Genomic DNA, 13,271 nt, shown 5'->3' on the forward strand with positions numbered 1-13,271 from the left:
TCACAATCAAGTTTCAGCAGAGAACGCTTTTGCGTGCAGAGAGGCAAGGGGCTCTCTGCAAAAAGAGAGTGGAGACGGAGATCACAGCGAATAATACCTTAAAAATGCCGTGAATTCCTATTCTCCCAACTTCTCAAAATACTAATTTTGAGAAGTTGGGAGAATAGGCAGCAAGTTTGCTTCCCGTATTCTCAGCTTCCTAACTGATTGAGACTTGACTATCAATTCCTTTCTTTTATCCTTTCTTTTTTCTTACCGCTTATTTCATCTTCTTCATATTTCAATTTTCAATCTACGTGGTGTCGGTGAGACTAGCGATATCGTCCAAAAAATAATGTAAACCTTCAGTGACCGCGGGTTACGCTCTCTCACCCTGCGCCCGGAAGAAACTGCCGGTGTGGTATGCGCTTTTTTGGAGAACAAGCTGCAGAATGAACCGCTGCCGGCTAAACATTATTATAACTGACCGATGTTTCTGTTACGCTGTCTCTGATACTGAAAGTAATCGCTGCCTGATTCAATCATCTGTTTCAGATATACTAAGCAACTCTTTGCTAAAATATTGAAAATACACCTCAATTTAAGAAAACTACGATGAATAAACCATATAATGGCAATCTATACAACGATAATTAAGGAAATATTTCGTTGAGCATACGATAATTGAAAATATTTCTTTGAAACCTGTTGACGAATCGAACTGATTTATAGTATAATGGCTTGCGTTGGGGTAAAAACTTGCCTCGAACTTATTTATAGGGGAGTAGCTCAATTGGTAGAGTACCGGTCTCCAAAACCGTAGGTTGCGGGTTCGAGTCCCTCCTCCCCTGCCAAAAAATATCGTCACAATGGATACAACTCTGTATCATTGTGACGATATTTTTTATAGGAACTTTTTTTTTCACTCTCGGTAGTCGTTAACAAAACCGGCAAGTGCATCTTAGGTATACCAAACAATTTGAAATGCCTTGCTGACTGGTTTTTCAAGGCTATAACCGCTCATCAGTATTTTTCGACTCCGCATTTTCCAATACCACGGATCAAAGTAAATGGTTTCTCGCACGAGATCATGGCTCCTTTGTCGATCGATTGTTTTGACACCTGCACACGCTGACAGGCAAAAGATTCGCGCAGGCCGGACTTTGCGGCATCTTTAAGCAAGAGACGAGTCTTTGCATTGCTGCGCCATACCACACCGAGTAGGGATCGCCGGACAAGGTAGTAGGAATAGCAGCGATTCCGATCATAGTTATTGCGGTTTGTTTGTATTTCTGATTCTGGCTTTTTGATCGGCCCGATTGAGTGTCAGACCAAAGGCGATGCCGCTGATCAAACCAATGGTCAAGCCATAAGCAAGGCGATCAAAAGCAATACCGAGATAGAGACCGCCGGCAAAACCCAGCAAAAGATAAATCGGCAGCCAGGTGAATTTTGGTTTTTCCAATTCGAAGCGCAACCTTTCCTCCCCTGCGCCGATCTGCCGAAAATGATTCTTTGCCAATACTTCTTGCGCCGCCGTGTTTTGCACTGAAGTCTCGGCCTGCACGTAAAAACAATCTGCATGACGAAACGCCCAAGCGCAGAGTTCTTCCAGCGCTTCTGTCCTATAGCCTTGATTCTGACAGGCAGCGCCTAGATCATAATCGATTTCGACTTCATGATTGTCATTGGGAGGGCCCATAAAGCGGGCGCTGCCGAGGATAAGACCGGATTGTTGCAAACAGATCTTCCAATTGGTATACCACAGGTACTGGTCTTGATGATCCCGCATGCCTTGCAGCATGGCACGATAAGCTTCGTTTTTGTTGCAATCATCCGTCGCTGCGATTAATTGATCCATTTCTTCCTCTGTATATGCCGATATGATCAGCCGTTTGCTGGTGACTTTATCGATGAAATACATGAATCTAACCTTTCCGCCTTATGTTTGCTCACTTTTTCGAAAAACAATTTCGCGTTCCGAATGATGCAGCAGTCGCTGAATATTACCTTGGTGCATCAGCCAGATCAGAACAGTCAGACAGCCGGCAAAGAGCAAATCAGGCCAAGCGGCAGAACTCGCAAAGAGCATCAGAGGCCAAAGCAGCGACATCACCAGCGATCCCAGGGAAACATAGCGGGTCAACCAAACTACGACTACCAGGATGACCAACGATAGGATACAAATCCGGGGGAAAAACAGCAGGATCAGGGTTGTAGAGACTGCAACACCTTTGCCGCCTTTAAAGTGTAAGAAAACCGGCCAGTTATGCCCGCAAATTGCCGCCAATCCGCTGATATAAAAGGCGCTTTGCGGTGCATTCAGATAAAAAGGCAGTGCAAGAGCCAGTAAGGTTTTCAGGATATCAAAGAGCAGAGAGATCAAAGCTCCTTTTACGCCTAAGGTGCGCAGCGCGTTGGTAGCTCCCACATTGCCGCTGCCGTATTTTCGGATATCAATGTTCTGCGTCACGCGGGCAATCAGATAGGCCGAGGGGATGGAACCGCAAAGGTAAGCGTAAACTGCAAAATAAAGCAAAGATAATTTATCCATTCAAAATCGCCGTTTCTATCATGTATTTGAAATCGTTAAAGCTTAGGTTTGGCAGGATTTTGAGCGGCTTCTTGAGCGGCTTTTTGAGCGGCTTCCTGCTTTATTTCCTCTGCCACTTGGTGCAAAGCCGCTTCGCTGGCCGTATCAGTGACTTTTTTTTGTTTTTTCAGGAATTGGTTCGATACTTTATCCACTAATCCGGGCATTATGTCAATCAAACGGTCCAAACTGGTATTGGCTTTTTGATTCTGGACTTGCAGCATGGTTACCTGGTCTCCATTGACAACCAAAAAGGCGATCGGACAGATTTTGGCACCAGCCCCGGCCCCTAAACCGCCGCCCGCTTTGGCGGCATCCTCCGCTTGTTTATCGTTGCCTCCGGAACCGAAGCCGAATGTAATATTGACTACCGGTAAAATTGTGATAGCGCCGATTTCAATCGGCTCCCCTATAACCGTTTCCGAAGTGACAAGATTTTTCAAATCTCCAATTAGTGTGGCAAGATATTCCTTTTGTTGCATAATCGTCCATCCTTTCTTTTCTTTGTTTTCCCTTTTCTTGAATTCGCTGAGTCTTCTGAAAACTGCCGCCGCCAAATTCATTCGAAACGAAAAAATTAAAGCTTGTCTGCTTTGTAAAGTTTATAAACCTGAATCAGAGGCCGCCTCAAATCCTTGTCCAGTAAAAGATGCAGTAAGATTTCTGTGATGGATATTCTGCACTTCAGTGTTAGATTGAGGTCGCAGGTGCTGTCGGTGAAGACAGGCTCTACGGTAAAATAACAAAACGGCAAAAAAGGCAGTAGTGTATAACACGCGGAAAACAAAAAAGCGGTGTCTGCCGGATCCGCTAAGCCGAATTGCCCTTGCAGTTGCAGTGGTCTGATGTGCAGCAACCGAAAGAATTTAAGCAGGAAGGTGAAAAAAAGATCTTTATATTGCATGCCCAAGCGAAGATAATCCATAATCTCTTGAAATTTACTGCCCAAAGAGGAGTTGGGAGCTTCTGCTTCTGATTCTGCTTCCGTTGCTGCTGTTTCGCTTTTTGTTTCGCTGTCTAGCCTGTCTGAGTGTGGCCGATCGGCAGCTGCAGGTTTTGCCGGTTCGTTTCGAAAAACAGCTGCGGCGCCGTTGTGTGCCGCGGGTTCCGGCTCTCCCGGAATGGTTTTTACTTTCGTTCTTCTGCTCTTCCTTTTTTTTGCGGAGACCGTTCTCTGAGGTCTGGCGGTTTTTGTACCCCACAATTGATTTTCAATCAAACGGGTGAGATCAAGCAGCCAAGCCCAGCGAAGCTGGAGCTGATAGTCGAATTTTTCCGCAGAAAAAGAACAGGAAGCTGTAATATGAAAAGGCAATGCTAAAATGAGCAGGATGAAAAGCAGAAGGTAGAAAAGAATAATGAGCAAAATACAGACGATTCTCCCTACCAACCAAAATAGCCAAATGGTACTCTTCAGGCAAAGAGCAATAAACAGCACGCTGCCGATTATTTTCAGTGGCAACCATAGAAGCTTATTGATACTCTTCACCTCACTTTCACCGACCGGGAATGGAATGGTGGCTTTTTGGCTTATCTTCTGCAACCTCTTGGTGTGATTGCCGTTATAGCCGGCAAAGCCGGTTTCTTTACAGCGTTTGCTGTAATCTCGGTGCCGTTGCTGCTGTTATTTCGGCAAAAAGCAAAGCCGCCGCCTTCCCCGCGCATTGGTGTTGTCTTTCCGGCATCCCGCAGGAACCAATGCGCTTCAATCGGGGAGATTTCCTGGTTTTACTCAGCGCTATGTGCTTTGCTGTTCAGATCATCCTGATTTCCAGAATGAATTCCAACGCCAATGCTGTTTGTATCGCTACCATTCAATTTGCTGTGGTCGGCTTGTTTTCCTTCTTATTTGCTTTTTTTCTGGAGAAAGTACCCGTTTGGGTAAATATTCCTCATGCTTGCCGGGCCGTTCTGATTTTTTTGGCCGTTTTCGCCACGGCGTTTGCTTTCATTGTTCAAGTTTTGACGCCAAAAAGCGATGACAGCCGGGCAACCGGCCACAATCATGACCGTTGAGCCGGCTTTTTCTGCCGGAATCGTTTCGCTGTTTTTACAGAAAAAATGACTTTGCCTGAGCTCTGCGGTGGCGTCTTGATTATTGTGTAGCTGTGCATCCGTCCATTTTACCGTGGGCCGGAAGCAAAATGCGTCGAAAAGAGTGCGGCAGATAAGTAGGGCAAAGCCTTGCCTGGCTTGTCCCCAATCGGTGAAATGCCGCGGTAACCGATCGGGGCTGACCGGACTTTATAATTCTATACCATTCTGCTGCAGTAATTTTCTGGCGCTTTCCAGTGAATCCACACCGGTGGGATTTTTGATCGGGGCAAATTCCTTCTCCCGCTCAACTTCAAAGGACAGACAATTCTCCATGAGATGGATCATATCCAACACAAGCAATTCAAATTTGTAGCCATTCGGCTGTTTCGGTTCAATGCAGATACCATTCTCATCCAGATAAGGTATTTTCTTTTCTACGATATGCAGTGGCAATTGCTGGTCTGAAATCGCTTCCAGTTTTTCTAGTTGGAAAAGATAGTTCAAAATCACACCCCAATTGTAGAGCAAATCGCCTTTTGCGTCTCTGGAATGGATCAATTCTTCCGTCAATTCATAATATTCAACAATGGAAGGTTTATCATCTTCCAGGCATAACACGCCAACATGCTCCTGCGGTTCTGTTTTTTTCACAACTTTGGCGGCGCAAAAGCATTGCTGCTGCACAGTTGCACCGATAAACACCGGGTCAGCAATGCGCTGCAAGGGATTATCAACGGAAAAGATATTCAGCCATTTCACGCCTTGCTGCTTCATTTGCCGTACCAAACCGGCCTTCTGCAGAGAAGTAAACCAACCGCCATTGCCGTTCGGCGATAGCGAAATTTCGTCCGGTTTTTCCAAATAGATCTTGCCGTCGTAGGCGACGGACGGCGCCATTTCCTGCTGAAAGAAGAAAACATATTCTTTCTGATAGCCAAAATAGTTCTGCTCCGCCAGAAATTCCATCGTATCCTGATGGTTCTTTTCGCTGGTCATAATATAAAGCGGCAGCCAGGCAGCAGCCTCTTGCACAACTTCCAGCAAATTTCCGATCAGAAGCTGAAATAAATAGAGGGTTCGATCGATACCGACATTCAGCATTCCTTTTGGTTTTTCGAAACCCAAACGGGTTCCCTGCCCGCCCGCCAGCAGAATGGCAGCTACTTGATGCTGTCGGATGGCTGTAAGGCCGAGTTCACGATAAACCTCTTTGTTGGCGGCAATTTCAGCTATTGTTAAGGCGTTCAGCGGAGCTAACTTCCCTTTGACGCTTTTTGCCTGCCTGTTTTGGAGCAGATCCAACAGTGAAAAATCGATGCGCTCGATTTGTGAGAGGAGATGCTCCTGCTGGGATGCGGTTAAGTCATCATAAAATTTTAAAAGATGCAGTTGATCATATTGGCTCAATTTATCGATTATACTTTGCGCTACCATTGTGCAATTCAGCTCCTTTTTCTTGCCAGCTTTTGTGGCTTCGCTTGATTTTTTTCAATTATAACAGATTCCTCTGAGAGTTCCAAGCATATTTTTACGCATACCGGTCTCCTTATAACAAGCATACTCTCTGTTGGATATAGGAGAAAGCAGGATTGCAGCATTCAGATGTAAAAAGAGCTGACCATCCCTATTTCCAAAAAACCTCTTGCCGGTTGATGAGGAATGATCAAGAAGAAAAGTTTTAAAAAATACCTGGCAGCAGATAGGACAGCCAAAAACCGCTGATAAACGAAGCGGCATTCGCTGTTAAGGCATATAGGACGGGACTGCCTGGCAATAAACCATGCTTTCGCTGATAATATCTGAAGAGAAAGCAATAAGCGGTTGCTTCAATAGCGAAAACAAAGACTCCCAGGAATACGAAAGCGAGTAAAAAAGCGACATGCCCCCAATGATAATGGACCAAATTGAGCAGCAGATTCAAACTGGTCTGAGTCAGCAAGCTCGTCAGAAGAAGAATACGCAAATGAAGCTTTGTCTGATAATGAAATAGAAACGCTATCCCGATTTTAACCAGTATCGTGATGCTTATTCTGAGCAGCAATGACAAAAATTCCGATTGAAAATCATAATCTTTTTCTGCCCGGATGGTTAAATTCGCAGCAGCCGCTTCGCCGGCAGAATTGGCGACAGTCGCTCGGTAATAACTTTCAAAAGCATAACGCTCATAAGGTTCACTGACAGCAAAAGTATTCGATGCCGGCAAATAAATCAGGATCTTGAAAACTGTCGGCGGGTAGTAACTCCATTGAAAGGACTCATTATTGCTGCATTTGCCAAAGTACTGCAGAAAATAAAAGCCATCCTGATCGCGATAGTGCAAGAAACGTTGATAGATATCATAATTCAGATTTCCTGGTCTGTAATATGCTTTTGTATACTGATCGGTCAGTGCGCTGTAGGGCCCGGTTGTGTCTGTTTGGGAGAGTAAGGTAACGTAATAATCAACATTTTCCAGTCCGCTGAACCGGATCACAACGGAAGATTTTTGGCCGACATCCGCGTATGCGATACCCGAGAGCAATACACTGCAAAAGAGCAGAATAAGCAGCAGCGCGCAGATTGGCAGACAGCGTTTTTTCAATTCACCTCTCCCCTCTCTCCGTCGGAATTTTTTATCGTCTGCACTGAGATTATAACATAACCAGGGCCCGAAGGAAATTCAGCAGCCAAAAAAACAGATCAAGTTTTCAAATTGATCGGCTCTTTGTGACAGAATCACAGAATGCTGATCTTTAAACTGCTATCATCAACAAAATAAACCAATCTGTGGAGGAATATGATAGGATGAAAAAAACTTTGACATTGCTCTTCCTGCTGCTTCTTGCTGTCTTGCTTGTCTCCTGCGGCGTCTCTGCAACCGGCTCCGGCGCAGGGTATCAGAAAATTAGCGCGCAAAGCGCTAAGGCACGCATCGACAGCCAGGATGAGCTGACGATTGTTGACGTTCGTACGGAAGAGGAGTTTCTGGTAAAACATATTGAAAACGCCATCCTGATTCCGAATGAAACGATTACGACCGAAAAGCCCGCTCTCTTACCGGATTTGGATGCGGAAATTCTCATCTATTGCCGGTCTGGCAATCGCAGCGCACAGGCTGCGAAAAAGTTAGTAAAATTGGGATATCGCAAAATATACGATCTCGGCGGCATCAACGACTGGCCTTATGCTACAGTAAGTGAGTTAAAAAGCAGCACACCTTAGTTAACAAAAAAACCACCTTCCGCCGGCAGTCGTTAACGGGAGGTGTTTTGCTGTTCCGGTTATCAAATTAAACGCTCGGACCCGACAGGCGGCATGAAGTTTCTTTTCACTGTAAACCAGGAGACAGGATTCATCGCGGTTTACGCCTTATCTTTGAATTTCCAATCTCTAAACGGGATTCTGAATTTGATTCATTTTCCAGTAATAGCCGTGTTTGGCCAGCAGCTGCTCATGCGTACCGCTTTCCACAATGCCGCCCTCCTCGATGACAAGAATGAGATTCGCATGCCGAATGGTAGACAAGCGATGTGCGACGGCAACAATGGTGCGTGATCCAGCCAACTGGTTGACCGCTTCTTGAATCTTCCGTTCGGTTTCCAAATCGACCGACGCAGTTGCTTCATCGAGAATAACAATCGGAGAATTGCGTAAAATGGCGCGCGCTATGGCAACGCGTTGCTTTTGGCCGACAGACAAGCGTATCCCTCGTTCGCCGACTTCGCTATCATACTGTGCCGGCATCGTCAGGATGTCTTCATGAATGTAAGCTGCTTTGGAGGCTGCGATAATCTCCTCCCGCGTCGCCTCGGGGCGGGCATAACGAATGTTTTCCAGGATCGTTCCGCTAAAGAGAAAAGTTTCCTGCAAAACCGGCGAGATATTGCTGCGTAAACTGGCTTTGGTCATTGTCCGGATGTCAATGCCGTCAATCCGAATAACACCGGAATCCGGCTCATAAAAGCGAGGAATGAGCTGCGTCAGGGTGGTTTTACCGACTCCGGTTGGACCAACCAAAGCTACCATTTGTCCCGGTTCACAGTGAAAAGTTATATGGCGCAGGACCGGCAGATCCTGCTGATAACTAAAACTGACATCCTCAAAATCCAGCCTGCCTTTGAGGGCGCCAGCATCGATAGCACCTTCCTGTTCTTCGATTTTAACCGGTGTGTCCAGAATCAACATGACCCGTTCCGCACCTGCCAAGGCTTGCTGTGCGTTTTCTAATAGCTGTGAGAGACCGCTGACCGGCGCATAGAATAAGGATAAATATAAGAGAAAGGCTACGATATCTGAAACTGAGAGTTGTGCGCGAAAAGCCAATACCCCACCTGCTCCAACCACGATCACCATACCAACGGAAGAGAGGAATTCGACAAAAGGATGGAATACGGCGCCCGCTTTCAGCGCCAGCAGCATAGTATTCACTTGGGCAAATATTTTTTCCTGCATGCGGTTCGATTCATCATTTTCGCGGACAAAAGATTGAATTTCATGCATACCGGCCAGGTTGTCCTGCAGTTTTGCATTCAGTTCTCCGACTGCTCTTTGAGAGTTCTGGAAATAGGGCCGCACTTTTTTGGCAAAAATGATCCCGGAAAAAACAATAAATGGAATAGGAATGCAAGTCAATGCAGCCAAGCGCCAGTTGATAGTCAGCAGAATGCTTAAAACACCGAAAAAAGTAACGAGATTGATCAGCATTTCCGGAATGATATGAGCATACAGCAATTCAAATTCGCGGGTGTCGTTGACCACACGGCTCATTAAGTCACCGGTCTGTTGATCTGTAAAGAAGCCAAGATCCAGGCTTTGCAGTTTATTATAGATTTTTGTGCGCAGATCACCCACCAAAAGCCAGGCGGCTTTGTGTGCCTGATAGTTGCTTAAAAAGCGAAACAAAATGCGTAACAGATAGAGCAGCAAGAGTTCCAAAGTAAGAATTTTGATTTGATTCAGGTCGGCTTGTGTCATACCGCTGCCGACGAATCCGGTCATGCCGGACAACAGTCTCGGCGCGGTTAGGTTGATCAGGGTCAGGGACAATGCCGAGATAATTGCAGCCGCATAAAGCCGTTTGTAGCGAAAGGCATCACGGGAAAATTTAATAATCAGCTTCATGGACCCTGCGCCTCCTCTCTCAGAAAGATATTCGCCCAAAGCTGAAGCCGGGTTATTCTTTCCTGTTCGCTCAGTGCTGTCATCGCTTTTGCTTCCGACCTGATTTCAGCGGGCCATTTTGTCTCCACGGGAGTTTTTCCCTACTCCGTCCGATAAAGCGCAGCAGCACGTCGTTCATTTGACAATTTCTCCCGCAAGACCTGCTTCTTCCGGACCAGGGATAGGATCAATTTTTTTGAAAAAAGGCGGAGCTGCAGTGCAAAAGCAGCAGGAGCTGAAAGCTGACAAGTTGAGCCAGGCAATACCTTTCTTCGCCATCGGTCATTGAGCATGGGTATCTATTGAATAAGTATGACATACTATCTCACAATGTCAAGCTGCTTTCAAGCAAACTCGGTTCGCTTTCTGACAGACTATCTTTTGTTTCCAAGCATAAATATTTCTTTTGAAAAGACACACTTTTGCCACAATTCTTTGTTATGATAGGACTGCAGTGAATTCCGGTGTGCATGATAGCGCGCGGAAAATCCAGAAAATCTTCACTGCAAAAAAGGAGGTTTTACAAATGAAAAAAACGACCCGGATTTTGCTGGTCATAACGATGATCCTGGCTGTCAGCAGCGGAGCTTTCTTCGTTTTTGCAGCTTCCAGTTACTCCACACCGGCTGAAATCGTTGCAGGTTTGACCGGACGGAGTTTGGAGAGTGTGATCGCGGAGCATGAGGCAACCGGTGAGAATTACGGTCAGATTGCCGCAGCTGCCGGTCTGCGCGATGAATTCATCAGTGAGATGGCTTTGCTTCGCCAAGATAAAATTGCCGCCAAAGTAGCTTCGGGAGAGATTACCCAGGCGCAAGCCGACGAAATCCTCAGCCTGCTTGCCGCTCGTCGAGTGCTGGGCAATGGTTTGGCTGCCAGAATCAGCCAAAAGTTAGGCTTGGGTCGCGGTATGATGAATGGCTTTGGTCAAAATATCGAAGTTCTCAAAGAGAAGATCGCTGCAAAAGTAGCCTCCGGCGATTTAACCCAAAACCAGGCTGATCAAATTCTTGCTTTGATTGCAGACCGCCAGGCGAATTTCGCAGACGGCAATCCGGGAACAGCGAATCGCTGGCGAATGGGTATGCGAGCCGATTTACGTCAGAAGATCGCCAATTTCCAGAACAACAAAACCAATCGTTAAGCTTCAATGGAAGCGCCTCTACCGGTAAGAACCCCTGTGCCTGAATTATCAGCAGGCATAGGGGTTTTTCATGGTCATCTGAACAACTTGGCTTTCACGTTTGATCATTTTTGCCGTATACAGTGACATAATCTTTTCGAAAAGATAAATAAACATAGTCATTGATCTTGCACTGGCTGGCAGTGGAATTGCCCAATGTAGGCACCATCAGGTTTCCCCTGCCAACAAAACCAGATATCTGGAACGAAACCCCAAATATTCTTTTTGCAGGATCCTACCAGGTATCTCGTTTTCGGAAAAAACGAGATACCTGGGCGCAGCAGCAAAACTTCCTTGTCTTTGCCGGCGGATTCCTTGCCTAAAATTTGAGCGATTCTCTGCTGACCATAAAAAATTCGCCCGGCCCACAAAGTCAGCCACAAATTCATTGATCGGCTGTTGGTAAACAGCAGCAGGAGCAGCCGTTTGCCAAATGCCTTCCCGAACCATTACGCAGATACGAAATCCGCAATACTCATCGTTTCTTCAGCGGCAAATTATTGAGCTTTTTCTATTTAAAGGCTGTCTGGGAAATCATTCCTGAACTGATGCACTAGATTTTCCTGCCAATCAGAGGTTGCTTGCAAACGGCCAAAGAAGAATCTGAGATTCTTGGGTTCTTCGACAAATTCCAGCCCTCCCACCAGGTGACGATTCTGGTGCAGCCAGGCAATGCGATCGATCGCATATTTAATCTGCGATAAGGTAAATACCCGTCTGGGTACGGCTAATCTCAATAATTCCATGGTCGAAAGTGTTTCGTTCCCTGCCGGGTCACGCTGTTCAGACATCGTGCCGCGTTCCATACCGCGCACTCCGCCGGCCAGATAGAGAGCCGCCGCTAAAGCGCCCGCCGGATATTCCTGCTGCGGTATCTGATCGACAAAAGCCATGGCATCCAAATGACAGCCCAATCCGCCGGCCGGTGTCACTACCGGCACACCGCGTTTTACCAATTCATCTGTCATAAAAGCGATAAATTGCGGACCCTGGCTGATCACGTCTTCTTCCATGGTTTCATCCAAACCCACGGTCAGTGCTTCCATTTCCCGCACGGACATACCGCCGTAGGTCAGGAATCCTTCGTATAAAGTAATCAGCTCGCGCATTTTCAAATAGAGCTTTCGATCGTGCATGCAAATACCGCCGCCTTTGGCAAAACCTAATTTGCGCGCCGAGAAATAGGTAATATCACAAAGTGAAGAAATCGCCAATGTGATTTCCCGGATGCTCATCGATTTGCACTGCTCTTCCCTTTCTTTCATGAAATGCAGATTATCGGCAAGTAAGCTGGCATCGAGCACCAGGAGAATCTGATGTTTGGCGCAGACTTTATTAACCTCCTGCAGATTGGCCAGGGAAAACGGCTGACCGCCGATCAGGTTCGTCCCTGCTTCCATGCGGACAAATGCGATTTTCTCACTGCCATGCCGAGCAATGCAATTCTCCAGTTTTTCGATATCCATGTTGCCTTTGAATAATTCCTGGCTGGTCACCTTGGTACCGCGGTCAGAGAGCAGTTCTTCAACCGAGCCGCCATTCAGCGTAATATGAGCTTTGGTCGTCGTGAAATGATAGTTCATCGGTGTGATCATACCAGGTTTGACGAAGACTTGCGCCAGGATATTTTCACAGGCCCGGCCCTGATGCGCAGGCAAGAAAAACTCTGTCCCGAAAATCCGGCGGATTTTTTCTTCCAGGCGCACATATGTTTCACTGCCGGCATAACTGTCGTCAGCCACCATCATGGCGCCTAATTGACGATCACTCATGGCATTGACACCGCTGTCGGTCAGCATATCCAAGAAGACATCGCGGTTATTCAAAAGGAACGTATTGTTGCCGGCTTTTTTAATGCAAAGCAGGCGCTCCTCAATCGGCAGCAACTGCAGTTTCTGTACGATGCGGACCTTATGCATCTCCAAGGGGATTTGTTCTCCACTGAAAAATTGAATGTTTGACATGAAATTAGCCCTCCTTATTTTTTTGATTGATTCTTACACGGATGAACTTGCAATCATTGTAGCCGGGTTCCATTTCATCATCCCTCTCATCAGAAATTAAAAAAAACCCGTCCTTTGTGTATCAAACAATACACAAAGGACGGAGAGTTTTCCGTGTTACCACCTTAATTTTTTTGACATTTCACAATGCCAATCTTATCAAGTATCAGCCGAAAGGCGAATACTCTAGCACGATAACGGATGCAGAGTTCCGGCTTAACCTACTAAGGGCAGCACCCCGTTCAGCAAGCAGCTCGGAAGATGTATTCGGAATACCATTCCTTGCCCCTCTCACCTGCCGGTAGCTCTCTGTAAGGAATTCTCGTATTCGTACTGG

At 46.3% G+C, this 13,271-nt stretch carries 11 protein-coding genes, 1 tRNA gene, 1 pseudogene and 1 other annotated feature (1 of these 14 cut by a window edge); of the genes and pseudogenes, 5 read left to right on the forward strand and 8 right to left on the reverse strand.

Going from position 1 to position 13,271, the window contains the following annotated elements:
• Window positions 1-283: 283 nt before the first annotated feature.
• Together LLG09_04750 and LLG09_04755 are read left to right on the forward strand one after the other, a co-directional pair.
• Window positions 284-427, forward strand: a pseudogene (locus LLG09_04750) (histidine--tRNA ligase).
• Window positions 428-757: 330 nt separating this feature from the next.
• Window positions 758-833, forward strand: a tRNA-Trp gene (locus tag LLG09_04755).
• 416 nt (window positions 834-1,249) lie between these two features.
• Here LLG09_04755 and LLG09_04760 read toward each other — a convergent pair.
• The 4 genes from LLG09_04760 to LLG09_04775 all read right to left on the reverse strand — a co-directional run bounded on the left by LLG09_04760 (window position 1,250) and on the right by LLG09_04775 (window position 4,038).
• A complete protein-coding gene (locus tag LLG09_04760; protein MCE5196423.1) occupies window positions 1,250-1,903 on the reverse strand; it encodes a GNAT family N-acetyltransferase in 654 nt (217 codons plus the stop codon).
• A gap of 18 nt (window positions 1,904-1,921) precedes the next feature.
• The gene (gene plsY / locus LLG09_04765; protein ID MCE5196424.1) at window positions 1,922-2,533 is read right to left on the reverse strand and encodes a glycerol-3-phosphate 1-O-acyltransferase PlsY; all 612 of its coding nucleotides are present in this window, start codon (window positions 2,531-2,533) and stop codon (window positions 1,922-1,924) included.
• 35 nt (window positions 2,534-2,568) lie between these two features.
• Window positions 2,569-3,054, reverse strand: a complete 486-nt coding sequence (locus tag LLG09_04770) for a sporulation protein (protein MCE5196425.1) — start codon at window positions 3,052-3,054, stop codon at window positions 2,569-2,571.
• 747 nt (window positions 3,055-3,801) lie between these two features.
• Window positions 3,802-4,038, reverse strand: a complete 237-nt coding sequence (locus tag LLG09_04775) for a hypothetical protein (GenBank protein ID MCE5196426.1) — start codon at window positions 4,036-4,038, stop codon at window positions 3,802-3,804.
• Between the two features lie 232 nt (window positions 4,039-4,270).
• Here LLG09_04775 and LLG09_04780 point away from each other — a divergent pair, with 232 nt between their 5' ends.
• Window positions 4,271-4,588, forward strand: a complete 318-nt coding sequence (locus LLG09_04780; GenBank protein MCE5196427.1) for an EamA family transporter — start codon at window positions 4,271-4,273, stop codon at window positions 4,586-4,588.
• Between the two features lie 228 nt (window positions 4,589-4,816).
• Here LLG09_04780 and LLG09_04785 read toward each other — a convergent pair whose 3' ends face one another.
• Complete coding sequence (locus LLG09_04785) at window positions 4,817-6,043, reverse strand: UDPGP type 1 family protein (protein MCE5196428.1); 1,227 nt, start codon at window positions 6,041-6,043, stop codon at window positions 4,817-4,819.
• A 244-nt stretch (window positions 6,044-6,287) separates the two neighbouring features.
• Window positions 6,288-7,190, reverse strand: coding sequence for a hypothetical protein (locus LLG09_04790; protein ID MCE5196429.1), 903 nt, complete (start codon window positions 7,188-7,190; stop codon window positions 6,288-6,290).
• A 203-nt stretch (window positions 7,191-7,393) separates the two neighbouring features.
• Between LLG09_04790 and LLG09_04795 the strand changes: the two genes are divergently transcribed.
• Window positions 7,394-7,810, forward strand: a complete 417-nt coding sequence (locus tag LLG09_04795) for a rhodanese-like domain-containing protein (protein ID MCE5196430.1) — start codon at window positions 7,394-7,396, stop codon at window positions 7,808-7,810.
• A gap of 168 nt (window positions 7,811-7,978) precedes the next feature.
• Here LLG09_04795 and LLG09_04800 read toward each other — a convergent pair whose 3' ends face one another.
• Window positions 7,979-9,709, reverse strand: a complete 1,731-nt coding sequence (locus tag LLG09_04800; GenBank protein MCE5196431.1) for an ABC transporter ATP-binding protein/permease — start codon at window positions 9,707-9,709, stop codon at window positions 7,979-7,981.
• A gap of 565 nt (window positions 9,710-10,274) precedes the next feature.
• On the opposite strand from LLG09_04800, the gene LLG09_04805 reads away from it, so the two are divergent.
• A complete protein-coding gene (locus tag LLG09_04805; protein MCE5196432.1) occupies window positions 10,275-10,892 on the forward strand; it encodes a hypothetical protein in 618 nt (205 codons plus the stop codon).
• A 554-nt stretch (window positions 10,893-11,446) separates the two neighbouring features.
• Here the strand turns inward: LLG09_04805 and LLG09_04810 are convergent.
• Window positions 11,447-12,895 (reverse strand): tryptophanase, encoded by a 1,449-nt coding sequence (locus LLG09_04810; GenBank protein MCE5196433.1) that lies wholly within the window; start codon window positions 12,893-12,895, stop codon window positions 11,447-11,449.
• Window positions 12,896-13,027: 132 nt separating this feature from the next.
• Window positions 13,028-13,271: a binding site (T-box leader), on the reverse strand; it runs 20 nt beyond the window's last position.

The organism is Negativicutes bacterium, assembly GCA_021372785.1.
Classification (GTDB): domain Bacteria; phylum Bacillota; class JAAYKD01; order JAAYKD01; family JAAYKD01; genus JAJFTT01.